Annotated in this window: 23 protein-coding genes; 9 read left to right on the top strand and 14 right to left on the bottom strand. The window is 69.1% G+C overall.

The genetic code is table 11. From position 1 onward, the window contains the following. Window positions 1-143: 143 nt before the first annotated feature. Complete coding sequence (locus tag ACWIGI_RS15995) at window positions 144-2,195, bottom strand: DUF5615 family PIN-like protein (RefSeq protein ID WP_454203132.1); 2,052 nt, start codon at window positions 2,193-2,195, stop codon at window positions 144-146. Window positions 2,196-2,437: 242 nt separating this feature from the next. Here ACWIGI_RS15995 and ACWIGI_RS15990 point away from each other — a divergent pair, with 242 nt between their 5' ends. Next, window positions 2,438-3,190 (top strand): SRPBCC family protein, encoded by a 753-nt coding sequence (locus tag ACWIGI_RS15990; protein ID WP_454203131.1) that lies wholly within the window; start codon window positions 2,438-2,440, stop codon window positions 3,188-3,190. A 43-nt stretch (window positions 3,191-3,233) separates the two neighbouring features. Here the strand turns inward: ACWIGI_RS15990 and ACWIGI_RS15985 are convergent, their stop codons facing one another. Next, window positions 3,234-4,400: an epoxide hydrolase family protein gene (locus ACWIGI_RS15985; RefSeq protein WP_454203130.1), complete on the bottom strand. Its 1,167-nt coding sequence runs from the start codon at window positions 4,398-4,400 to the stop codon at window positions 3,234-3,236. A 63-nt stretch (window positions 4,401-4,463) separates the two neighbouring features. On the opposite strand from ACWIGI_RS15985, the gene ACWIGI_RS15980 reads away from it, so the two are divergent. Then, a complete protein-coding gene (locus ACWIGI_RS15980; RefSeq protein ID WP_454203129.1) occupies window positions 4,464-5,417 on the top strand; it encodes a helix-turn-helix transcriptional regulator in 954 nt (317 codons plus the stop codon). Window positions 5,418-5,420: 3 nt separating this feature from the next. On the opposite strand, the gene ACWIGI_RS15975 is transcribed toward ACWIGI_RS15980, so the two are convergent. Further along, entirely contained in the window at window positions 5,421-5,873 is a 453-nt protein-coding gene (locus ACWIGI_RS15975; protein ID WP_454203128.1) for a MarR family winged helix-turn-helix transcriptional regulator, read from the bottom strand. A gap of 109 nt (window positions 5,874-5,982) precedes the next feature. On the opposite strand from ACWIGI_RS15975, the gene ACWIGI_RS15970 reads away from it, so the two are divergent. Further along, window positions 5,983-7,458, top strand: a complete 1,476-nt coding sequence (locus ACWIGI_RS15970; RefSeq protein WP_454203127.1) for an MFS transporter — start codon at window positions 5,983-5,985, stop codon at window positions 7,456-7,458. Window positions 7,459-7,502: 44 nt separating this feature from the next. On the opposite strand, the gene ACWIGI_RS15965 is transcribed toward ACWIGI_RS15970, so the two are convergent. After that, on the bottom strand, window positions 7,503-8,141 hold the full coding sequence (locus ACWIGI_RS15965) for a TetR/AcrR family transcriptional regulator (protein ID WP_454203126.1): 639 nt from the start codon (window positions 8,139-8,141) through the stop codon (window positions 7,503-7,505). A 71-nt stretch (window positions 8,142-8,212) separates the two neighbouring features. Between ACWIGI_RS15965 and ACWIGI_RS15960 the strand changes: the two genes are divergently transcribed. Next, a complete protein-coding gene (locus ACWIGI_RS15960) occupies window positions 8,213-8,632 on the top strand; it encodes a Dabb family protein (protein WP_454203125.1) in 420 nt (139 codons plus the stop codon). 74 nt (window positions 8,633-8,706) lie between these two features. Here ACWIGI_RS15960 and ACWIGI_RS15955 read toward each other — a convergent pair whose 3' ends face one another. Continuing rightward, window positions 8,707-9,282: a dihydrofolate reductase family protein gene (locus tag ACWIGI_RS15955; protein ID WP_454203124.1), complete on the bottom strand. Its 576-nt coding sequence runs from the start codon at window positions 9,280-9,282 to the stop codon at window positions 8,707-8,709. Window positions 9,283-9,430: 148 nt separating this feature from the next. Beyond that, complete coding sequence (locus tag ACWIGI_RS15950; protein WP_454203123.1) at window positions 9,431-10,324, bottom strand: LysR family transcriptional regulator; 894 nt, start codon at window positions 10,322-10,324, stop codon at window positions 9,431-9,433. Window positions 10,325-10,534: 210 nt separating this feature from the next. On the opposite strand from ACWIGI_RS15950, the gene ACWIGI_RS15945 reads away from it, so the two are divergent. Continuing rightward, a complete protein-coding gene (locus ACWIGI_RS15945; protein WP_454203122.1) occupies window positions 10,535-11,437 on the top strand; it encodes an alpha/beta fold hydrolase in 903 nt (300 codons plus the stop codon). Between the two features lie 119 nt (window positions 11,438-11,556). On the opposite strand, the gene ACWIGI_RS15940 is transcribed toward ACWIGI_RS15945, so the two are convergent. Both ACWIGI_RS15940 and ACWIGI_RS15935 read right to left on the bottom strand, forming a co-directional pair. Further along, the gene (locus ACWIGI_RS15940) at window positions 11,557-12,420 is read right to left on the bottom strand and encodes an SDR family NAD(P)-dependent oxidoreductase (RefSeq protein ID WP_454203121.1); all 864 of its coding nucleotides are present in this window, start codon (window positions 12,418-12,420) and stop codon (window positions 11,557-11,559) included. A gap of 80 nt (window positions 12,421-12,500) precedes the next feature. Then, the gene (locus ACWIGI_RS15935) at window positions 12,501-13,367 is read right to left on the bottom strand and encodes an alpha/beta fold hydrolase (RefSeq protein ID WP_454203120.1); all 867 of its coding nucleotides are present in this window, start codon (window positions 13,365-13,367) and stop codon (window positions 12,501-12,503) included. A gap of 112 nt (window positions 13,368-13,479) precedes the next feature. On the opposite strand from ACWIGI_RS15935, the gene ACWIGI_RS15930 reads away from it, so the two are divergent. Continuing rightward, window positions 13,480-14,088 carry a TetR/AcrR family transcriptional regulator gene (locus tag ACWIGI_RS15930; protein WP_454203119.1) on the top strand — a complete coding sequence of 203 codons (609 nt, stop codon included), beginning with the start codon at window positions 13,480-13,482 and terminating at the stop codon, window positions 14,086-14,088. Between the two features lie 276 nt (window positions 14,089-14,364). On the opposite strand, the gene ACWIGI_RS15925 is transcribed toward ACWIGI_RS15930, so the two are convergent. From ACWIGI_RS15925 to ACWIGI_RS15915, 3 genes are all read right to left on the bottom strand, one after another. Next, window positions 14,365-14,757, bottom strand: coding sequence for a hypothetical protein (locus tag ACWIGI_RS15925; RefSeq protein WP_454203118.1), 393 nt, complete (start codon window positions 14,755-14,757; stop codon window positions 14,365-14,367). 401 nt (window positions 14,758-15,158) lie between these two features. Further along, the gene (locus ACWIGI_RS15920; RefSeq protein ID WP_454203117.1) at window positions 15,159-15,962 is read right to left on the bottom strand and encodes an alpha/beta fold hydrolase; all 804 of its coding nucleotides are present in this window, start codon (window positions 15,960-15,962) and stop codon (window positions 15,159-15,161) included. 116 nt (window positions 15,963-16,078) lie between these two features. Continuing rightward, window positions 16,079-17,047: a DUF1152 domain-containing protein gene (locus ACWIGI_RS15915; RefSeq protein WP_454203116.1), complete on the bottom strand. Its 969-nt coding sequence runs from the start codon at window positions 17,045-17,047 to the stop codon at window positions 16,079-16,081. A 224-nt stretch (window positions 17,048-17,271) separates the two neighbouring features. Here ACWIGI_RS15915 and ACWIGI_RS15910 point away from each other — a divergent pair, with 224 nt between their 5' ends. The 3 genes from ACWIGI_RS15910 to ACWIGI_RS15900 all read left to right on the top strand — a co-directional run bounded on the left by ACWIGI_RS15910 (window position 17,272) and on the right by ACWIGI_RS15900 (window position 19,344). Continuing rightward, window positions 17,272-17,712, top strand: a complete 441-nt coding sequence (locus ACWIGI_RS15910; protein ID WP_454203115.1) for a hypothetical protein — start codon at window positions 17,272-17,274, stop codon at window positions 17,710-17,712. A gap of 87 nt (window positions 17,713-17,799) precedes the next feature. Beyond that, a complete protein-coding gene (locus tag ACWIGI_RS15905) occupies window positions 17,800-18,531 on the top strand; it encodes an ABC transporter ATP-binding protein (RefSeq protein WP_454203114.1) in 732 nt (243 codons plus the stop codon). Between the two features lie 3 nt (window positions 18,532-18,534). Next, window positions 18,535-19,344, top strand: a complete 810-nt coding sequence (locus ACWIGI_RS15900; protein WP_454203113.1) for a hypothetical protein — start codon at window positions 18,535-18,537, stop codon at window positions 19,342-19,344. A gap of 86 nt (window positions 19,345-19,430) precedes the next feature. On the opposite strand, the gene ACWIGI_RS15895 is transcribed toward ACWIGI_RS15900, so the two are convergent. Genes ACWIGI_RS15895 through ACWIGI_RS15885 form a run of 3 tightly spaced genes read right to left on the bottom strand, consistent with a single transcriptional unit; the run spans window position 19,431 to window position 21,951 of the window. Beyond that, window positions 19,431-20,195, bottom strand: coding sequence for an ABC transporter permease (locus ACWIGI_RS15895; protein WP_454203112.1), 765 nt, complete (start codon window positions 20,193-20,195; stop codon window positions 19,431-19,433). Next, window positions 20,192-20,998, bottom strand: coding sequence for an ABC transporter permease (locus ACWIGI_RS15890; RefSeq protein ID WP_454203111.1), 807 nt, complete (start codon window positions 20,996-20,998; stop codon window positions 20,192-20,194). The genes ACWIGI_RS15895 and ACWIGI_RS15890 overlap by 4 nt, the downstream gene beginning before the upstream one ends. Then, the gene (locus tag ACWIGI_RS15885; protein WP_454203110.1) at window positions 20,995-21,951 is read right to left on the bottom strand and encodes an ATP-binding cassette domain-containing protein; all 957 of its coding nucleotides are present in this window, start codon (window positions 21,949-21,951) and stop codon (window positions 20,995-20,997) included. The genes ACWIGI_RS15890 and ACWIGI_RS15885 overlap by 4 nt, the downstream gene beginning before the upstream one ends. Between the last annotated feature and the right edge of the window lie 20 nt (window positions 21,952-21,971).

Raw genomic sequence — 21,971 nt, 5'->3', positions numbered from 1 at the left:
CCGCCACAACCGCGTTCAAAACCCGGGGTGCGTATTCCCCGGCATCCCCGGGGGCATCGGGTCCGGGGGTTCGACCCCCGACCGCGGGGCCCCCCGCCGGGGCCGCTGCCACTCCGCGGCCGGGGCGGGGCGCTCGATCGGGATTACCTGTGGGTGAGCGGAAGCCGGCGCGCCCGCACGCCCTGATCGGAGGCGACCGCGAGGGCGCCGCCGGCCAGCACCGCGTCCAGCATCGGCAGGGCTCGGCGCAGCACCGCGAGGTGGTCGTCGATCGTGCCCTCGGCGTTGTCGAGGATGACCACGCTGCCGGTCGCCGGGTTCCCGATCATGTCGCGCGCGTAGGAACGCTCGCACGTGACCAGGGTGCGGCCCATCGTCTTCGCCTTCTCCAGCGTCGCGCGATTGGCGTCGCCGCCCAGACCGACATCCCGGGCGTGCACGGCGTCGTATCCCGCCGCGTCGAGGATCTCCACCAGGCGCGGGCTCATGTTCTCGTCGATGAGCAGCCTGGCGTGGACCACGCCACCGGAAAGGCCCTGTGCCGCTCCGGCATAGGCGGTGTTGATGACGTCGGCGCCCTCCAGCTCGTCGAACAGCGCGTTCACCTCGGCGCCCGCGACGGCGCCGGGAGCGCCCCGGCGGGCACCGGCCAGCGCGCCCGCGCCCGCCGCCGCCACCCCGGCCGCGGCGGCGCCGGCGTGTTTGCCGGCCGAGCCGACGGTTTCACCGACCCGCCGGCCGGTGTCGGCCACCCCGCCGGCCATGTCGCCCATGCGGTCCGCGGCGTGCCTGCCCGCACCGGCCAGGCCCGAGGTCGCGTCGCCGGCCATCTCACGGGCCCGGCCACCCAACCCGGCCGCGCCCGCCGCACCGGCGGCCGCGGCGCCCTTGACCATGCCGCCCGGCGTGACTCCGCGTCCGGTCGCATCGGCCCGCGTCGCGCCCGAGGCAGCCGCGCGGTCGTCCCAGCCGGCACCGCCGCCGGGGCTCGACGGGCCGCCGGTGGGGCCACCGGTGTTCGCGCCGCCACCGCGGTTGCGGAACCAGCGGTACAGACCGGCCAGCGCCGCCAGGACCAGCAGGGCGATCAGCACCGGCACGATCCACCACCAGCCGCCCATGTTGTCCCGCAGCCGATCCCACCACCCGGTGGATTTCTCGGCGGACGAGAACGCCATACCCGGGAAGTCGAAGGATCCGTCGGGCATTTTCACGCCGCCGCTGGGGAATACGATCGAACCGTCGGGCATGCGCACGGTGCCGTCGGGCAATTGCACCGCGCCGTCGGGCAGCGAGAACGAACCGTCGGGCATCCGTATCAGTCCGTTCGCGTATTGCAGCGAACCGTCGCCGAGGCGAACCGCGCCTTCCGGCAATTGAATCGAGCCGTCGGGGAGTTTGATCGATCCGTCGGGCATGACGACATTGCCGTTCGGCAATTGGTAACTGCCGTCGGGCATCTTGATGGAACCGTCGGGCAGCTGCACGCGGCCGTCGGGCAACTGGACCGAGCCTTCCGGCAGGACCCCGGTCATGCTCGGGAGCCGCAATCCGGCCAGGGCGCCCGCCAAACTGCCGGGCACCGTGGTGAATCCGTTCTCGGCACTCCAGGTGATCTGCGCGGCCCCGTTGTCGCCGCTGAATTTCTGCACGGTCGCGCCGTTGCCGTCGACCGTGGCGGCCGCCGTCGGAAAACCGAGCTCACCCGCGGGGCCCTGAAGTTCGCGGTAGGCCGCCAGGATCGGGCCGCGCACCACCCACGCGCCCTGCTGCGGGGTCCAGTACATGGCGGCGCCGTCGGGGGCGGCGAAGGTGTTGAATCGGCCCGCGACACCGGTGGTATCGGATTCGTCATTGGTGGGGAATCCGAGATCGCTTGCCGGACCGCCGAGTTCGCGGAATTCGTTCAGGATGACGCCGTACATCACGTGTGCGCCATCGGGTGGGGAGTAGAAGATGGCGCCGCCCTGGTAGTCACGGCTCGCGCCGCCGGCCACCTCCACGGCCTCGCCGACGGGATTGCCCAGCGGTGAGGACGCACCGCCCGCCTCGTCGTACTTCTGCGTTATCTCCGCGGCTCCGGGCACATCGGCGCCCGCCGGAGCCACCACGAGGGATATGCCGATGCCGGCCGCACATCCGAGGAACAACAGGCGCCGGATTCCGGCCGCCGAGCCGATCAATGAATTTTGCACGCGATCCCCTAGTCAGTGGGAGCAGGAACGATCGGTACGCATCCACGCCGCGACGTGGTCGCGTATAGCAAATTTTGAGTTATCGTATCGGCGCTTTTCGCGGCGCGGTCGGGAATCGGTCAAAAAGGAATCGGTCCCGGGTCATCGGCGCCCGCACCGGGCCGGACTGCCGCATCATCTCGCCGGATCCACCCGCCGATGTCATACCAAGCAAATGCTTGACTGGGATTCGGGTGTCCGCGATGCTTCCTCCGGGTGCGGGCACCCGGGATCTGGAGGAAGAGATGACAGCGGCGGAGCGTTTCGCCCGGGCGAACGACGCGGAACTCGAACTCTGCCGTGCGGCCGTCCGCGCGCGGGACTACGCGGGGGCACGCGCCCGGCTCACCGATCTCCACTGGTTCGCGCACGACGACCCCCGCATCCACACCGAGATCCACCGGCTCGAACTCGACGTCGCGCGGCGCACCGGCGACACCCGCACCGCGCGCGGCCGCATCCTGCCCGTGCTGTTCGCCGGTGTGGTCGCGCGCTGGGAGCGCCTGGCTCCCCGCTACTACAGCGAAGCGCTCATCGACGCCTCCCCCGAGGTCACCTATCGGGTCATCACCGACTTCGAGCGCTATGCCGAGTGGAATCCGTGGCTCACCGCCGTGCGGGGCGCACCCGAGCCCGGCGCGTCCGTCGCCGCGCAGGTCGTCCTGAACGACAACGCCCGCCACGCCATGCACGAGGTCACCGTGGTCGACCCCGGCCGCCGCTTCGGCTGGCGCGACAAGGGCTGGGTCACCGCCCTCGCCGGCGGCAACCGGCTGCGCGTGCTGCTCACCGAGGGCGACCGCACCCGCCTGGTGGTGCGACTGGCGCTCACCGGCCCCCTGGCGTTCCTGGCGCACGCCCTGTTCGGCACGTCGCTGGTCCGTGGCCTGGCCGCCGAGACCGCCGCCCTGGCCGAACGCGCCGGGGCGGTCGCCGCGGGCAGCGTCCCCGCGTGATCGTCGCGGGCGAGGCGGTTCGCCTCGCCCGCAACGACTTCGGCTAGTCCGAGAGCTCGGCGAAGAACGAACGGATGTCCGCGACCAGCAGGGCCGGCTGTTCCAGGGCGGCGAAGTGGCCGCCGCGATCGTGCTCGGTCCAGTGCACGACGTTCGCGTCGCGGACGGCCAGCTTGCGAATCGGCAGGATGACATCCTTCGGGAAGACCGCGACCCCGACCGGGCGCTCGACCCGGGCGGGGTAGTCACCCCGCGCCATCGACGCGGCGAACTCGGCGTAGAACCGGGCGGAGGACGCCGCGGTGCCGGTCAGCCAGTAGAGCATCACGTTGGTGAGCATGCGGTCGCGGTCGACGGCGTCCTCGGGGCGGTCGGTGCTGTCGGTCCACTCCTTGAACTTCTCCACGATCCAGGCCAACTGCCCCACCGGGGAATCGGTGAGACCGTAGGCGAGGGTTTGCGGACGGGTCGACTGAATCGCCATGTAGCCGCCGAAATCCCCCTGGAACTGTTCGAGCAGACCGAGTCTGGCGAAATCGGCGGGCTCGAAGTCGTCCATCTCACCGTCCATGCCGGAGGGGAAGGTCATCAGGAAGTTCACGTGCACGCCGATCACCCGATCCGGAACGACCCGGCCCAGCTCCAGGGAAATGCCCGAACCCCAGTCTCCGCCCTGCGCCCCGAAACGCTCGTAGCCCAGCCGATCCATGAGCTCGGCCCACGCCCGGGCCACCCGGTTGACGTTCCACCCCGCCTCGGTGGTCGGACCGGAGAACCCGTAACCCGGAATCGAGGGCAGCACAAGGTGAAACGCGTGCGCGGGGTCGCCGCCGTGCGCCCGCGGGTCGGTCAGCGGGCCGATGATGTCCAGGAATTCCACGAACGATCCCGGCCAGCCGTGGGTCAGGATGAGCGGCGTGGCGTCGGGCTCGGGCGAGCGAACGTGCACGAAATGCACGTTCTGGCCGTCGATCTCGGTGGTGAACTGCGGCAGGTCGTTGAGCGCCTTCTCCTGGGCGCGCCAGTCGAAGTCGTTGCGCCAGTAAGTGATCAGCTCGCGCAGGTAGTCCGTCGGTACGCCGAGCCGCCATCCCTCGCCGGGCAGCTCGTCCGGGAGCCGGACGTGGTCCAGCCGCGCGTTCAGGTAGTCCAATTCGCCCTGGGCGACAGCGATTTCGAAGGGGCGGATCTCGGTGTTCGAGTTGCTCATACCTCAATGAAACCAACCAATGCGGCAACCTACTTGCCGCATTGGTGATTAAAGTAAAAATTCGTGATCACCACGTCGGCGCGGCTGCTGCGCCTGCTCACCCTGTTGCACACCCGCCCGCAGTGGAGCGGACCGCAGCTGGTCGCCGAACTCGGCGTCTCCCCGCGCACGATTCGCGGGGACATGGACAAGCTGCGCGAGCTGGGCTATCCGATCTTCTCCACGCCCGGCGCGGCGGGCGGCTACCGGCTCGGCCCGGGCGCGAAGCTGCCGCCGCTGCTGCTGGACGAGGACGAGGCCGCCGCGGTGGTGCTCGGCCTCGGCGGGGCGTCGCCGGGCTCGGTCGCGGGCTTCGAAACCGCGTCGGCCCGTGCCCGGGCGAAGATCGAACAGGTGCTGCCCGCGCGCGTGCGCCACCGTATCGACTCGCTGCAGTCCTCGACCGTGATCCCGAATCACGCGGGCGCGGAGGCGGATCCGCGGGTGCTGGCCGCGATCGCGGGCACGGTGCGGGAGCGGCATCGGCTGCGTTTCGACTACCGCAACCACGACGGCGCCGAGCAGTACCGCACCGTCGAGCCGCATCGGCTCGTCTACCTCGGGCACCGCTGGTACCTGGTCGCGTGGGATCTGGACCGGTCCGATTGGCGCACCTTCCGGGTCGATCGCATGAGCCCGAGGATTCCGACCGGACCGCGCTTCGATCCGCGCGATCCCCCGGACGGTGACCTCATCACGTTCGTGGCCGCCGGTCGCCGCATTGCCCGGTTCCGCTACCGGGCGCGAGTGCTGGTGCGCCGGCCCGCGACCGAACTGGTGGAATGGCTGCCCGACGGCATCGCGGTCGAACCCGTCGACGACCGCTCCTGCCTGGTGCACGCCGGCGGCGACACCGCGTACATCCTGGCCGCGCACCTCACCTTCCTGGACGCCGACTTCGAGATCGACGGCCCGCCCGAGGTGCTGGCGGCGCTGCGCGAGATCGGACGGCGTTGTGCGGCGGCGACTTCGGGCTGAGACTCAGGAGTGCACGGGCCGCGGCCACGGCCGCCCGTGGTACTGCTCGATCGCGGCGTTGAAGCGCGTCAGATAGTCCGCCAGCGCGGCGACGTCGTCGGCAGGCCAGTCGGCCAGGATGACGTCGAGGTGATGGATGCTCGAGGCCCGCTCGAACTCCATCTTCTCCCGGCCGAGCGCGGTCACCCGGAATTTCCGGGCGATCCCGCCGTCGGGGTCGGGAATGCGTTCGAGCAGACCGGCTTTCAGCATCGCTGCGGTCTGGCGGTTGAGCGTGGACACATCCAGGCCCAGCGCCTCGCTGAGCTGCCCGATGGACATCGGGCCGCCGCCCTGCAGCCGGTGGAGCAGGACGTAGGCGCTGCGCTCGAGCCGCCCGTCGCCCTTGCGGGAGATCAGGCTGTACCGGCCGAAGAGCATCGCCTCGAACTCGAGCGCGTCGATGGGATTGCTCACCCTGCTCCTTCCGCCGATCCGCGTCGACCTGCGGTGTGACCTGATTTCCGCTCACCCTACCGGTCACGGCCGGGCCGACCGAGTGTGCATAATGCACATCGTATGTATTATGCATAAGTCGCCGAGCGCAGGAGTAATCGTGACCCAGACCGACCCCATCCCCCGCGGCACCAACGCCGTCCTGGCCGTGTTGGCCTTCACCGGAATCACCGCGTCGCTGATGCAGACCCTGGTGGTTCCGCTGCTGGGCGGACTGCCGCGCATATTGAACGCCGACCCCGGCGACACCACCTGGGTCGTCACCATCACGCTGCTCGCGGCCGCGGTCGCCACACCCGTCGCCGGGCGACTCGGCGACATGTACGGCAAGCGCCGCATGATGATCGCCTCCACGGTGCCGCTGTTCCTGGGTTCGATCACCTGCGCGCTGGCCGGGTCGCTGGTGCCGATGATCATCGGCCGCGGCCTGCAGGGACTCGGCGTCGGCGTCATCCCGCTGGGCATCGCGCTGCTGCGGGACGTCGTGCCGCCGGAGCGCCTGGGCACGGCCATCGCGCTGATCTCCTCGTCGCTGGGCATCGGCGGCGCGCTCGGCCTGCCGCTGGCCTCGGCGGTCACCGAGTACAGCAACTGGCGCGTGATGTTCTGGGGCGCTGCGGGTTTGGTCGCGGTCGCCGCCGTGTTGATCGTCGTCGTGGTGCCCGAGGGCAGCGCCGAGGGGCCGAGCGGGCGCTTCGACGTCCCGGGCGCGGTACTGCTCGGCGCCGGTCTGATCGCGCTGTTGCTGCCGGTCTCCAAAGGCGCCGCGTGGGGCTGGAATTCGCCGCTGACCCTGGGCCTGTTCACCACGTCCGCGGTGGCGCTGCTGGTGTGGGGCTGGTGGGAGCTGCGGGCGGGTGAGCCGCTGGTCGATCTGCGCGTCACCGCGCGGCCGCAGGTGCTGGTGACCAACATCGCGAGCGCGGCCATCGGGGTGGGCATGTACTCGTTGCAGCTCAGCGTTCCCCAGCTGCTGCAGTTGCCCGCCTCGCTGGGTTACGGACTGGGACAGTCGATGCTGGCCATGGGCCTGTGGATGGCGCCCGGCGGCATCATGATGATGCTGCTGTCCCCCGTCGGCGCGAAGCTGTCGGCGGCGCGCGGGCCCAAGGTCACCCTCGTCACCGGCGCGGCGGTCATGGCCGCCGGCTACTGCTCGGCCCTGCTGCTGATGGGCTCGACCTGGGGCCTGCTGCTGGTCACGATCATCTGCTCGTCGGGTGTGGCCTTCGCCTACGGCGCGATGCCCGCGCTGATCATGGGCGCGGTGCCGCAGTCGGAAACCGCCGCCGCCAACAGTTTCAACACGCTCATGCGCTCGATCGGCACCTCGATCTCCGCGGCCGTCATCGGCGCGGTGCTGGCCCAGCTGACCATTTCGGCGGGCGGCCATGCCATCCCGAGCGAGAACGGCTTCCGGGTCGCCTTCCTCATCGGCGGCGGCGTCTCGATCCTGGCCGCCGCGATCGCCGCGGCGATCCCCTACCGCCGCGCGGTCATCGCGAGCGCGGCGCCCGCGGAGCGGCCCGCCGTCGCGGCGGGCTGAGCCCGATCCCGTCGCGGCCCGCGGCGTGCGGGGCCCTCGCGCCCCTACGTCGCGGGCCCGAACGCCCGGAGGAAGGTGTCGACGGCGTTCCGGACGAGCTGTCGCAGTTCGGATTTCGAGATCTTCGCGGTGCCCATGCGGGTACGGGACTCGAGCGGCCCGGTGAGCAGGGCGCCGAACTGCTCGGCCGCGACGGCGGGATCACCGTGCAGGTCGAGCCGCCCGGCCAGCGCCAGTCGCGCGAGCCGGGCCGCGAGCGCGTCGTTGACCCGGTCGGTGGCGCGGTCCCGGATCAGGTCGAGCAGATCGGGCATGGTGGGCAGCTGGGCCTGCAGCAGCCGGCGGAGCGCGACGGTGTGCTCATCGCAGTAGCACTCGGCGAGGCGGACTCCGGTCTCGGTCAGCGATTCGGCGAGATCCGCTCCGCGGTCCAGTATTTCGACCGCGGCGAGGTTGCGAACCAGCGCCTGTTCGGCGAGATCGGCGACCACCGCGCGCAGCAGCGACTCCTTGTCGCCGAAATGGTTGTAGATCGTGTGCTTGGCGACCCCCGCCGCCAGCGCGATCGCGTCGACGCTCGCCCGGTGGTAGCCGTCCCCGGCGAAGACCTCGAAGGCCGCGGCCAGTATCGCCTGGCGCTTGTCGATCCGCCCCTTCGGGCGCTCCGCACTGATCCGTTGCACGGCACAACCCTAGCGACCGAACCTACCGGTGCACTATTCTGCACTCATCAGTGCAATTCGGGGAGGTTCGAATGATTGTTTTCGTGCAGCGGTTCAGCTTCAAGGACGAGGTCGGGGCGCAGGAGCGCGAGCAGGTGATCGACGCGATCCGCCGGACCATCTCGGTCGAGGCGTCGGTGTTCTCCAGCATCGGCCCCGACCTGGGCGATCCGAGCGAGGGGTTCACCCACGCGTTCGTCACGGCGCTGCCGGATCTGGACGCCGTCGAACGCTATATGCACAACCCCGTGCACATAGCGGGCGACGACTTCATCCTGCCGCGCCTGGCCAGGCAGTCGGCGGTGCGTTTCAGCGATGACGCGGATCCCGCACTGGGAGAACGGATCTACGAGATCTACCGGCGCCGGGTCGATGCCGATCCGGCGTGGGGGCGGCGGGTGGACGAGCTGTACGCCGCCGGGGCCGCCACGGTTCGGGCGGCGGAGAACTGACCGGGCGCCCGCGGGACGCGGGCTCGACGGGATATCGCCCCGCCGAGCCCGCGTCGAGGCCGCGACCGTGACGCTCAGCGCACCACGTCGTAGACGAGCTTGGCGACGCCGTTGGAGTACGTCGCCGAATCCCGCAGGCGCAGTTGCTGCTTGTCGCGATCCTCGCGGCTGAACAGACCCTTGCCCGCGCCGAGCAGGACCGGGAAGACCAGCAGGTTGTACCGGTCGATCAGGTCCGCGTCCGAGAGCCGGCGGGCCAGTTCGGCGCTGCCGTGGATGAAGATCGCGCCGCCCTCGGATTCCTTGAGCTTCGCCACGTCCTCGACCGTGCGCAGGATCGTGGTCGGGCCCCAGCCGTCGAGCAGGTCCTGCTCGGTGAGACCGGTGGACAGCACGTACTTGGGCAGGTCCTTGTAGGCGGCATGGTCGTCGGACTCCCGCCAGAACGGGGCGAACGCCTCGTAGCTGCGCCGCCCGAACAGCAGCGCGGTGTGATCGGCGAGCTCTTCGCCCTTGAGCGAGTACGCCTCGGGGACGAATTCGGTGTCCATGACCCATCCGCCACCGCGATGACCTTCTTCCTTGCCGCCCGGGGAGTCGACAACCCCGTCGAGCGACATGAAGCCGGTGTAGACCAATTCGCGTGACACTGATTCCTCCTAATTTTCCTGCGGTGCGACCGCCGACGGTGTTCCGAGAATCGGATGCTCACCAGCATCGCCACGCGAAAGCCCGCCAACAAGCACGATTTCGACAACGCAGCGCTTAGCCGAACTCAACGCTTGCCGGGCACGGCATTCAGTCGGCCGGGGTGAGTTCGGCGATCACTTCCAGGAAGGGCTGCACGAGCGGATTCTTGCCGGCGGTCGGCCACATCAGCCCGTAGTCGATCGGGGACGCGTCGTGGAAAGGGACGAAGACCAGGTTGGGCCGGGCGTGAAAATCCCTGGCCCGCAACGAGACCGTGCTGACACCGGTGCCCTGGCTGACGTGCACCAGCACCTCGGGCCAGAAGTTCGTCGCGGGCCCCTGTGGAATCGGGCGGCCCGACGGCGTGTGCAGCGGGAAATAGCGGTCCATCCAATACTTCGGCACCGATTCGCCGTTGATGGTGACCAGCGTGGCGTCGGCCATGTCCTCCATCGACACCGATTCCCGCTGTGCCAGTGGATGCTTCGCGGGAACCATCAGCGCGCGCGGCTCGGAGAAGACGATCGGGCCGGTCGTGATGTCGGGCTCGGCGATGGGAAATTCGGTGAGCTGCATGTCCACCGCACCCGCGCGCATGCGCCCGAGCGGGTCGACCAGCTGGATCTCCTCGATGTCGACCGCGGTGTTCGGGTATCGGGCGCGGAACGCCTCCGCGGCGCGTACCAGCAGGTTCCCGCACCACGGCGCGGAGAATCCCACCGTGATCGTCTGTTCGACGGTCCTGCCCCGGCTCGCGGCGACCAGGCTGGCCGCGATCTGGTCGTAGGCGGGGCGCAATTCGTCGCGCAATTGTTTGCCCAGCGGGGTCAGCCGTACGACGCGGCTGTTGCGCTCGAACAGCGGTGCGCCGATGCGGCGCTCCATCTTCCGGATCGTCTGGCTGATCCGGCTCGTCGTCACGCGCAGGCGCTCCGCGGTTCTGCCGAAGTGCAATTCCTCGGCGAGGGTGAGAAAAGCCTCCAGTTCGAGACGTTCCAGCATGCACATCCTCAGTTCGTGAAGCGGGGCTCAACATAACATTGCCGAATTCGGACTTGATTCCTCCGGCCGAGAGTTCGGTGGCCGCTGTCACGCGGGACGGGTCGATCGAATGGCCGTGCCGCCGATGAATTCCCCGTGGGCGCCTCGTCTCTACCGGCGAACGGCGAGGAACCGCGGCCTCGCTCCCGTATCGAACGAGAAGAGACCGCAATGCGAAAGATCGGCCTGGCCCTGCTGACCACCCTGACCGCCGCGGCGCTGGTCGCCTGCGGCGATCCCGGCGAATCGGTGTCCGCCACAACGACAGTGGGTGACTACGTCGAGGTCAACGGTGCGCGCCTGTACTACGAGGTGCACGGTGCGGCGACCGACGAGCCGCCGCTGGTCCTGCTGCACGGCGCGCTGTCGGGCATCGGCACCGATTTCGGCGAGCTGATCCCGCTGCTGTCGAAGGACCGGCAGATCATCGCCGTGGAGCAGCAGTCACACGGCCACAGCCCCGATGTGGCGGGCCGTGCCCTGCGCACCGCGACCATGACCGACGACACCGTCGCGGTGCTCGGCCACCTCGGCGTCACCCGCGCCGATGTCTTCGGCTACAGCATGGGGGCGGGCGTGGCGCTCGACATCGGCCTGCGGCATCCGAGCCTGGTCCGCAAGCTGGTGCTGCTGTCCGGTGGTCTGGGACCGCACGCGATGCACCCGGGCACGGTGGACGAGATCACCACCCTGCAGCCGGAGATGTTGCACGGCAGTACGTTCCACCGGTACTACCTGGACACCGCACCGCGTCCGGAGGACTTTCCCGCGCTGGTGTCCAAGATCGTCGACATGGACAGCAACATCCCGACCGTTCCCGACGCCGCCGTCGACGCCATGACCATTCCGACGCTCGGCATCATCGGTGACTCCGACATCGTGACCCCCGAGCACGCGGTTCAGGTCTTCCGGCTGCTGGGCGGCGGGATCATGGGCGACACCCCGGCGGGGTTGCCCGATGCGCAGCTGGCCATCGTTCCCGGCGCGTCTCATGTCTCGGTCATGCACCGCCCGGAACTGCTCGCCCCCATGGTGACCTCGTTCCTGGAGCGTGAGCCCCGCTCGCGGCAGTGAGTGCGCGGGCGGCGTCCCCTCCCCCGCCGCCGGCGTCGAGACGGCCCTCGCTGATCGGTTCAGCGAGGGCCGAATTCGTCGCTCCGGTAGCACTCTCGACTACGCGGCGGGCCCGTCGATCACGCGGGCCAGGTGAACTCGGGATCGGTGAGGTAGTCCCGGCGGCGCGCGTCCAGGGCCAGGGCGACCATCTGGTGCGCGCCCGGGCCGATGATCCGGCGCAGCGGCGGATCGGTCTCGTTCACCAGGGCCAGCAGGCCCGCCGCCGCCACTTCCGGTGCGGGCTCGGCCCATTCGCTCGCCCCGGCGTCCGCGGCCGGTTCGGCGTCCGCGGCCGGGACGGCCGACAGGTCCGGATAGTCGCGCAGGCCGAGAATGCTCTCGCGGACACCGGCGTACGCCGGCACACCCGTGGCGAACCGCATGCTCGACTTGGCCCAGTCGGTGTCGAAACCACCCATCTGCGCGAGGGTGACCTTGACTCCGAAGGGCCGCAACTCGTCGGCGAGCGAGGCGCTGAAACCCTCGAGCGCCCACTTGCTGGCGTTGTACATGCTGAACAGCGGCAGCGAGCCGACCGCGCCCACCGTGGAGATCTGCACGATGTGGCCGGACCCCTGGGCGCGCAGCGCGGGCAGGGCGGCCTGCGACACCCAGAGCGCGCCGTAGAAATTGGTGTCCATCTGATCGCGGATCTGGGACTCGGTCAGTTCCTCGAGCGCGCCGACCAGCCCGTAGCCCGCGTTGTTGACGAGCACGTCGAGCCGTCCGGTGACCTCGAAAGCCTCGGCGACCGTGGCGAATACCTGTTCCCGGTCACGAACGTCGAGGGGCAGCACGGTGAGTCGCGCGTCCTCGATGTCGGCCATGGTGCGGGGGTCGCGGGCCGTGGCGACGACGGTGTCGCCCGCCGCCAGCGCGGCCACGGTGAACGCGCGGCCGAGGCCGCGGTTGGCGCCGGTGATGAACCAGGTTCTGGACAAGAAAGTTCCTTTCGTACGGGTCAGCGATTCTTCAGCATCGCGCCATGGATTCCCAAGCCGGGAAAGCACGGGGCAGGCGGTCAGCCCTCGGACGCGGTAGCGCGGATCGCGTCGGCGACCGCGCGGAAATCCTTGCGCAGGATCTTGGAGTGATTGCTCGGGACCCGGGCGCTCACCGTCACGTTGGCGTTGCGGGCGAGGACCGGGTCGAGCGAGGCGCGCACGGCCGCCATTTCCTCCTGGCCCGCACCGAGATTCGACCCGGTGGCCAGCACGTACCGCACCGGTTCGGCGACCCGGTCCAGCACCGGCGCGATGGCGGCGACCACCGCGTTGATCTCGATGTTGACCTCGGCGTGCTCGGCGGCGCTCATCCGCGCGGCCATACCCAGCGGCCGGGCCAGCGGGAGCAGGAATCGCATGCGGCGGAACAGCTTCCGGATGCGTTCACGACCCGCTTCGTCGGTCAGGCCGTACGGCATGGCCCCGTCCACGCAGACCACGCCGAGGGCGCGGCCGGGATTGCGGTCGGCCCAGTGCACCGCGGTGGTCGCGCCGTAGGACCAGCCCACCAGGATCGGGCGTTCGGTGACGCCGCGGGCGGCGAGCACGACGCCGACATCGCGCACACACGCCTCGAAGGAGTAGTCGGCCGAGGTCCCCGATCCGCCCCGGGCTCGTTCGTCGAAGGTGATGTGCCGCAGGCCCTCGCCGAGTTCGGCGATGACGGGCTTCCAGTGCGATTGATCGGCGTACGCGCCGTTGAGGTAGACGACGGGACGGCCGGCGCCGCCGGTGTCGGTCACCGCGAGGGCGGTGTCGTCGACGGCGACCATGCCGGACCAGGCGGCGGGGGTGGCGGTGGTGTTCATCGGGATGCTCCTGCTCGGTGCGGTGTGGGTGGGGTTCGAGGCCGGACGGGCCGTACCGATGTCTGCGCGGGTCATGTGCGCTCCTCCCTTCCGAGACGAGACGTTTCGTCTCGTTGATGGATACGACTTTGACCCATACCCGCGCGCTTGTCAAGACGAGACGTTGCGTCTTGTTAAGATTCGTTTCATGACCCACCCAACGCCCGCCCGGACCCGTCGCCGCGAGAGCTCCCGCGTCGCGATCCTCGACGCGACCCGGGAACTACTCGGCGAGGTCCCCTACGCCAAACTGACCATCGAGTCCATCGCCGCCCGCGCCGGGGTCGGCAAGCAGACCATCTACCGCTGGTGGGAATCCAAGGGCGCGGTGGTCCTGGATGCCCTGCTGGCCGCGAGCGAGAACGCCGCGGGCACCGGGCTCGCACTCCCCGACACCGGGGACCTGTCCCATGACCTGAAGGTCGTATTGCGCGCCACCGCAACCGAATTCGCCGACCCCGCCTTCACCGCCCCCATCCGCGCCCTCATGATCGAGATCATCGCCGACCCCACCCTGGCGGCCCTCTACCGGGAGAAACTCGAACAACCCACCCATGACGCGGTGCTGACGCGCCTGCGCGCCGCCGTCGACGCCGGCCAGCTGCGCCCCGACGCCGACCTCCCGTTGATGATCGACATGCTCTACGCGCCCCTGACCCACCGCTGGCTCCTGCACTCCCCCGGCTTGGACGACGCGTTCGCCGACACCCTGGTCGAGGGCGTGCTGCACGGCTTCGCTCCGCGTGACCCTCGCTGACCGCATCACTCCCGCCGGGCAACGCCTTTCGACCCCGTCCGAGGACATCGCCGAGGGCGGCGAGCAGCACGGCCGGACGGCGGACGAGGCGGCAACCCCGCGACGGTCGCGCACCTCACCTCGGCATCCGGGGCCGCGATCAGGGCGTCACCGGCATCGCGCCGCTGAGAATGGCGATCGGCAGCCAGATCGGGGCCGTCAGCGCCAGAATCGGGGAGGCGAGGATGCCCAGCACGATCAACATGGTGTGCTCCCGTGGTTGTGTGATCTCGGTGGTCAGTCGCCCGCCCGCAGGACTTCGAGCCAGACGATCGGTAGGTACTCGCTGATGCAGTCGGCGACCACGGTGGAACCGGGTTGGAAGACGGCGTAGGAGGGTGGGGTGGCGAAGTTGGGCGCGGGCGGGGTGCCGGCCTCCGGCAGCCGCCCGTCGGGGTAGGCCCAGGACCCGGGCGGGTAATTCACCGCCGGGGGTACGCCGACCACCCGTGGGTCATCGACGCTGTAGAAGGCGCATTTCCACCATTCGCCGGGGTCTGATTCGACTCGGATGACTCCGCCGGGTTCGGGGGTGAAGACGGGGCGCGCGGCCGCCGGTGCGGCCGCCACCGCGAGTAGCGGAAGGCCGATCGCCATTCCCGCGACGGTGGTCAGTAGCTTCGAGCGCATGGCGGGCTCCTTGTCGGCGCCGGAGACGGTCGAATTCGGCGCTCCGTCGCACTGTGTCTCGTGGCAGGCCCGCGGGAGCGACCCACGACCCGAATAGTAGCCCAATGTTTGCAAACTGAGCCGCCTCGTATCCTCATCGGAATCACCGCCCCTGCCGAACTCCCACCGGATGACAGCGCCGCTGCGAGCGCGACGCCATGAACGCACGGACAAGGCGGCGCCGCTTCATGTTTCATCCACCGTCGCTGCGGAGCGCGCGGTCCATACGGATGGTCTCGCCGTTCGAAGTCGTGCTCGGTGACGTACTGCGCGAGTTGGGCGAACTCGTCCGGGCGGGCCAGACAAGAAGGAAATGTTCGCCTCCAGGCTCTTGCGACACTCCTCGCTCGAGCCCGCGAGCATCAGCCGAGGCCGTCCAGGAACGTGCGGATCACCGGGTCGGTGAGGTGGGGGTGGGTCCAGGTCGGAGCGTGGTTGACGCCGTCGGCGTCGATCGTCTCGATGATGACTGGGCCGCCGAGTCGTTCGGCGAGCCTGCGTATGCGGTTCTCGGTGTACACGACGTCGCCGGACCCGTACAGCAGCAGGGCCGGCGCGGTCACGACGTGAATCCGGTCCTCGATGTCCGGACGCTCGAGCAGGGCGGTGACGGGTGCGGCCAAGCGGCGGCGGTCACCGCTGTTCCATTTCGCGGTCCAGTAGTCGCGATGCGATTGTTCGCCGCCGATCATTTGTGCCGCGATGAGCTCGGTGATCGGCTCGAGCGGCATATCCCCCAGCGCCCACTGCTTGAGCAGAATCATCTTGTAGCCGGCGTATTCCGCCGGGTTGTAGGCGTCGGCCCGGGTGCCGATCAATATCAGCCCGCGAACCCTTTCGGGTGCCGCGCACGCCGCCCACAGCGCGACGATGCCGCCGTGAAAGAGCCCGCCCAGCACCACCTCCCCCATCCCGAGCTCGTCCACCACGGCCCAGATGTCGTCCCCCAGGCGCGCGTAGTCGTAGTCGCCACCCGCGTCGGCGGTCTCCCCGTGCCCCCGCGTGTCCACCGTGATGACCCGGTACTCCGCTGCGAGAGAGGCGATTTGCGGATCCCACAGCGTGCCGTCCATGAGGATGTCGTGCACGAGCACCACGGCGGGCCCGTCGCCGCCGGTATCCCGGTAGTGGATCGTGGCACCGTCGCCGGTGGATACGAACGGCATGATCTGCCTGCCTCCCAGTCGATTTCGACGCCGGGCGACCAGCGGTCACCGTCGGCGCGACCGACCATAACAGGAACACGTTCCAGGAGGATCGAGTGGCGAGGACCGGCGACCCGTCACGCCGGGATGGACCGGCGGGGGCGGAGGGGATTGCGGTCGCGGAAGGCCTCTATCGCGGCGGCTACCTCGAAAGGGGTGGCGGACTGTTCGATTCGGTCGCGGTAGCGCACGCGGTCGGCCACGGCGTCGAGGTCGAAGGACCAGAGCATCGACATCAGGGGGTTGATGAACAGTTCGGTGCCCGCCGAGCGGGTGCGTTCGAGGGAGTGGTGATTGCCGAACTCGCCGCGCGCGGCATCGGTGATCGAGGCGCACACGACGCTCTCGCGGGCCGGGGTGTGCTCCTGCACCCAGGCGACGGCCTCGAGCCAGGCGTCGACCGCGGCGACGCCGGGGAGCAGCGCTGTCACACCGTGGTAGGCCCCGGTTCTCGCCAGGGCCGCAACGTTTTCCAGGAAGTGGGCGTGGCAGACGCCGTGCGGGGTGTCGATGCCGAAACCGACGCAGGCGGCGAGCTTGACCGGAACGTCGACCGCGCGGGCCGCCAGCAGACTCGTGATGTCCTCGACGGGCCTGCCCAGGCCCGCCTCGTCGCCGGTCATGAGCAGATCGGTGCCGCCGTCCACGAGCACCAGACCGTCGAGCTCCAATTCCGCTGCCAGCCAGGCGTATGCGGCCTTCACCTGCCTGGTGCCGCTCTTCTGGATCATGAAGACCCGATCGTCCGGGTAGCCGCGCCGGTGCAGCCACCGCGCGAGATCCTTCTCCGGAAAGTACGTGCGCGGCCCGGTGCTGTCGGCGCGCGCTTCGAAAACGCCGGGGGCGAGGGGCCGCGCGGTCGTCCGGGCGATCGCCGTGTAGGTGAGGTTCGCCAGAAAGACCGTCTTCCCGCGCTCGCGCAGAGCGAAAGCGACCGGAAGCCCACTGAGGAAGTCGCAGCCCCCACCGGCGCCGACGACCAGGACACGTTCGCAGTTCCGTAGCTGATGCAACATCGGTGTGTCGAACAACGAGGGAGCAGACATGCCATCGAGGATATGCCCAGGCACAGCGGGTGTCGCTGGGAATTCGCTGACTTTTTTTCATCGAATCCCACCGGCCGCCCCGAACAGCGCCGCCCGCCGGTGCACGGCCTATCCGTTGGGCCCCTCCATGATTCGCGACGAGGTTCCCACATTTCGCGATGGTTTTTGCGGTCGCGACGGCTTACGGTTATCTGATGAAGAACGTTAGGTTAGCCTTGTCTTTGTTGGTTGCCGTTCTGGCTCTCACCCTGGGTGCGATTTCCCCGGCGTCCGCCCTCCCGCTGGCGCCCGCGGCGGCCATGTACGTCACCGCGGAGAACCCGTCGGCCGAACAGCTGGGCACGCAGATCGCGGCGATCAGCAACCCGAACAACTCCGATGACGACCGCCGGGCGAACGTGGTCGGCGCCAACGGTCAGTATCGGCCGCTGTACGACCTGTACTTCCAGTACATCCGGACCGTGAAAACCGGTGACGTCACCTACGAATTGGGCGAGGTGCAGCGCAACGGCGATGTGATCACGCTCCGCATCAACTCCTCGACCAAGGGCTACGGCTCGTTCGACGAGAACCACTACTGGCTGCGCGAGGACGGCCGCTGGAAGTACGACGTCGTCCGCTGGTGCAAGGAATCGGTCGCCTGCCCCGGTAAGAATCTGCTGTAGTTCGAAGATGACTACGCGAGGACACATGCGCACGGCGCGCTCGATTCGCCGGCGAATGACCATCGGAGCCACCGGGATTCAGCCACGATGATCCGGGTGGAAGGACTCGACAAGTCGTTCGCCGGCGGAAAAGGCGTAGCGGACATCGACTTTCAGATCGCCGACGGTGAAGTCGGTTATCTGGTCGGGCCGAACGGGTCGGGCAAGACGACGCTGCTGCGCATTATCGCCGGCGCACTGCGCCAGGATCGCGGGACCGTGCTCGTCAACGGCATGAATCTGCGGTGGAGCGGCGATGCCAAACGGCAGATCGGGGTGAATCTCGATTCGTTCGCGGTCGACCGCGGGCAGACGGCGTGGACCCACATTCTGTGGCAGGCGCGGGCGGCCGGTCTCGGGCGAACCGAGGCGCGCGAGGTGCTGGAGCTGGTCGGGCTGTACGAGGTCCGCCGCAACCGGCTGAAGACGTTCTCCTACGGCATGCTGCAGCGCCTCGGCCTCGCCTCCGCGCTCCTGGGCGATCCGCAGACCATCGTGCTCGACGAGCCGCTCAACGGTCTCGATGCCGAGGGGATCATCTGGCTCCGCGACCTGATCGAGAAGCTGACCGCCCAGGGGCGATGCTTCCTGGTGGCCTCCCATATCTTCGCGGAGATCGAGGCGACGGCGGGGCGGGTGATCGTCCTCGGCGGCGGCCGTGTCGTATTCGACGGCACGGTCGCCGAACTCTGCGAATTGGGCGAGGAGCCACGCAGATTCGAGTCGGCATATACGAAACTCACCGCACCGTACGTGAGCTACAACGCGAAGGCCCGATAAACAGTGCAGCTCATCGACGCGATTCGAGCCGAACTCACCAAACTCACGTGGCGCAGCGGGGTGCTGTGGGCCGCCATCCCGTTGTCGATCATCGTGCCGCTCGTCCTCACCGCAGGTATCGCGGCACTCAACGAGGCCATCTGGGACAAGAACGCCGCGGCCACGCCGGACGAAGTGCTGCTGCCCGGCGGCTACTCGATGACCCCGGACAACGCCGTCTACTGGGTGCTGTTCTTCTCGACTTTCTTCATGATGTGCGCCGCCGTGAATTCCTACGGCTCCGAGGTGCGCAGCAAGACGGTCGTGCTCTTCAACTACATCCAGCCGCGCCGCTGGACTCTGCTCACCGCGAAACTCGTCGTGTTCGGCGGTCTCGGCGCGGCGACGACCGCCGTCGCCGTGCTCGCGATCAACGGCATCGTGCCGCGGTTCTCCCCGCGCACCTGGTCCGAGGTTTCGCTGTTCACCCCGGCCGGCATTCGTTTCGTCTGGGCCATTCCGCTGTACACGGTGCTGCTGGTGGCGCTCGGCCTCGGCCTCGTCGCACTCGTGCGGCAGACCTACATCGTCGTCGCCGCCGTCCTGTTCCTGAAGCTGGGTACCGAAGCGGCACTATTGCTCGCGAGCGTCGATTTCGGCAACGCGCTGCGCCGGTATTCGCCGTTCATCAACGCCGAGTACAGCACCGGGCAGATGCAGGGAATGCCGGACGGCATCTGGGGTAGGAACGTGGCGATCGCGTTCTACGCCACCTGTTTCCTCACCGTTTTCGGCATCGGGCTGTGGAGGTCCGCACGGGTCGACCGGACCTGACCTTCACCGAGGGGAAAGCCGGATCCGCATGCGGCGGAACGGCTTTCCCCTCGCCTCGATAACCGCGGCGAATCCCCGTCGACCGATCAGTTCTCCGCCGCCGCGCGGTAGCCCCGCACCGACAAGGCGCCGAACACCGCGACCATTCCCACCGACCAGGCGATGGTCTGCAGCAGCGGTGTGACGGTCGCCCCGCCCTGCAGGAATCCGCGCATGGCCTCGATGGCGCAGCTCATCGGCTGTGCGCGGACGATCGGCTGGAGCCATCCGGGATAGCTGTCTATCGCCACGAATCCGGAGTTGAAGAACATCCCGACCAGCACCACGATCGAGAAGATCTGCACCGCCTGCCGGCCGACCGGGCTGAGCGCGACCGCGACCACCAGCGGTGTGAACCCGGCCACCACGATCACCGGCACCACGAGCACGCCGAGCACTCCGACCACGCCATGGTCGAACCGCAGCCCCAGGATCACCCCGACGACCAGCACCAGCACCGTCGCGACGAAGGCACGCGCGCATTCGGCGAACAACCTGCCGAGCAGACCGCTGAACCGCTGCACCGGCAGTGACCAGAACCGCCTGAGCAACCCGTTCTCCCGCTCGCCGACAAGCGATTCGGCCGTACCCATCGCCCCGTACATCGCGCCGGCCACCGCGATCAGCGGCACGAAACCGTGCAGCGGCTCGCTGCCGCCGACCGCGCCGAGGGTGCGGCTCAACACCAGATCGAAGGTCAGCAACAGCAGGATCGGCAGCACGAGCGTCGAGGCCACCACCACCTGCTGCCGGCTCCAGCGGCGCAGCAGCCGCTCGGTCTCGACCAGCGCTTCGTTCACCAGTGTCGTCATCGCCGTCCCCTCTCCGCCCACACCGCCGACGCCGCCCCGACCAGCAACAGACCCACGGTCCACGCCGCGGCGACCGGCAGTGAGTCCGGGTAGCGCCCGTCGGCGAGCCCGCGCAGGGTGTCGGCCAATTGGGAGACGGGCTGATTGCGGACGAACGGTTGGACCCAGCCCGGAAACCCTTCGGCCCGTACCAGTCCGGTCGAGATCATGATCAGCAGCAGTTGCGGCACGAACAGGACGGTCGCGCCCAACTGCGGATTGGCCGTCGCGATGCCGAGTGCGTCGGTGGCGAGCATCATCGCGACGCCGAAGCCGAGCGCGAGTCCGACGAAGACCACGGTGGGACCCGCACCGTGGAAGCGGAACCCGAACAGCGTCCCCATGACGAGGGCGCCGCACAACCCGACGACCGCGCGCACCAGATTCGCCGACATCCGCGCGGCCGGCGGTACCCAGGCCCGCACCGGCAGGGCACGCAGGCGGGTGCCCATTCCCCCGGCCACTTCCCGGGCGGCACGGTCACCGGCGAACATCGAGCCGAAGAACATCGCGTGCACGACGATCAGCGGCAGCAGGTACTGCGCGTAGTCGAATCCGGCGGCCGCCATCGACTTGTGCAGTGGCACATGGAAACAGACGAAGAAGATCAGCGGCGCGGTGAAGGCGAGCACGAGGTCGCCCTCCCGCAGCGCGGCTCGGATCGAGCGTTCGCTCAGCGCCGCCCACTGCCGGCCGGGATCGGCGGTCCATGATTCGGCGATGCCGGCCGGTGCTCCGGGCGCGCTCGCCACGGTGACGCTCACACCGCCGCCTCGGTCGTGAGCCGGATGAACACCTCGTCGAGCGAGGGGCGCCGCAGGGCGATATCGATCAACTCGATGTCGGCCGCGGTGATCCTGGCGAGCGCCGCGGCCAGTGTCGCCGCGCCGTCGGGCGCGGGCAGGGCCACGCGGTCGGCGGATTCGGGCACGGTGCACTCCCCCAGTCCGGACAGTGCGGCGACCACGGCCGGCACATCGCCCGCGTCGACCGGAACCACCTCGCAGAAACTCGAACCCGAGCGCGACTTGAGCTCGTCGGCGGTGCCCTCGGCGATCACCGTTCCGTGGTCGACGACGACGATGTTGTCGCTGAGCGCGTCGGCTTCCTCGAGGTACTGCGTGGTCAGCAGAATCGTCACCCCGGCGGCTTTCAGTTCGCGGATCAGCGCCCACAACCGCTGGCGACTGACCGGATCGAGACCGGTGGTCGGCTCGTCCAGGAAGACCACCGCGGGCGAACGCACCAGGCCGCAGGCGATGTCGATGCGGCGCCGCATTCCGCCGGAGTACTGCCCGACCCGCCGGTCGGCGGCGTCGGTCAACGAGAATCGTTCGAGCAGTTCGTCGGCGCGCTGCCGGGCGGATCGGCGCGTGTGCCCCAGCAACCGGCCGAAGAGCACCAGATTCTCACGGCCGGTGAGCATTTCGTCCAGCGCCGCGTACTGGCCGGTGAGCATGATCGACTTGCGTACCTCGGCGGCGTCGCGCACGACGTCGAATCCGGCCACCGACGCGCGACCGGCGTCCGGCCGCACGAGCGTCGACAGCACCGACACCATCGTGGTCTTTCCCGCGCCGTTCGGCCCGAGCATGGCGAGCACACTGCCCGTCCGCACCCGGAAGTCGATGCCGCGCAATGCCCGTACGTCGCCGAACGATTTCTCGACCGATTCGACGACGACGGCGTCGTCGTGCTCCGCCCGCGGTGGCGCCATCGCGTTCTCCATTCTGTGTC

The sequence above is a fragment of the Nocardia sp. NPDC055321 genome (assembly GCF_053645575.1).
This window is presented reverse-complemented; position numbering and strand designations above follow the sequence as displayed.

Bases quoted from the DNA above. Each gene is read 5' to 3' on its own strand.
- ACWIGI_RS15990 (WP_454203131.1), top strand. From the start codon at position 2,438: ATGCTTCCTCCGGGTGCGGGCACCCGGGATCTGGAGGAAGAGATGACA.
- ACWIGI_RS15985 (WP_454203130.1), bottom strand. From the start codon at position 4,400: ATGAGCAACTCGAACACCGAGATCCGCCCCTTCGAAATCGCTGTCGCC.
- ACWIGI_RS15970 (WP_454203127.1), top strand. From the start codon at position 5,983: ATGCATAAGTCGCCGAGCGCAGGAGTAATCGTGACCCAGACCGACCCC.
- ACWIGI_RS15960 (WP_454203125.1), top strand. From the start codon at position 8,213: ATGATTGTTTTCGTGCAGCGGTTCAGCTTCAAGGACGAGGTCGGGGCG.
- ACWIGI_RS15950 (WP_454203123.1), bottom strand. From the start codon at position 10,324: ATGCTGGAACGTCTCGAACTGGAGGCTTTTCTCACCCTCGCCGAGGAA.
- ACWIGI_RS15945 (WP_454203122.1), top strand. From the start codon at position 10,535: ATGCGAAAGATCGGCCTGGCCCTGCTGACCACCCTGACCGCCGCGGCG.
- ACWIGI_RS15935 (WP_454203120.1), bottom strand. From the start codon at position 13,367: ATGACCCGCGCAGACATCGGTACGGCCCGTCCGGCCTCGAACCCCACC.
- ACWIGI_RS15930 (WP_454203119.1), top strand. From the start codon at position 13,480: ATGACCCACCCAACGCCCGCCCGGACCCGTCGCCGCGAGAGCTCCCGC.
- ACWIGI_RS15925 (WP_454203118.1), bottom strand. From the start codon at position 14,757: ATGCGCTCGAAGCTACTGACCACCGTCGCGGGAATGGCGATCGGCCTT.
- ACWIGI_RS15920 (WP_454203117.1), bottom strand. From the start codon at position 15,962: ATGCCGTTCGTATCCACCGGCGACGGTGCCACGATCCACTACCGGGAT.
- ACWIGI_RS15915 (WP_454203116.1), bottom strand. From the start codon at position 17,047: ATGTCTGCTCCCTCGTTGTTCGACACACCGATGTTGCATCAGCTACGG.
- ACWIGI_RS15905 (WP_454203114.1), top strand. From the start codon at position 17,800: ATGATCCGGGTGGAAGGACTCGACAAGTCGTTCGCCGGCGGAAAAGGC.
- ACWIGI_RS15895 (WP_454203112.1), bottom strand. From the start codon at position 20,195: ATGACGACACTGGTGAACGAAGCGCTGGTCGAGACCGAGCGGCTGCTG.
- ACWIGI_RS15885 (WP_454203110.1), bottom strand. From the start codon at position 21,951: ATGGCGCCACCGCGGGCGGAGCACGACGACGCCGTCGTCGTCGAATCG.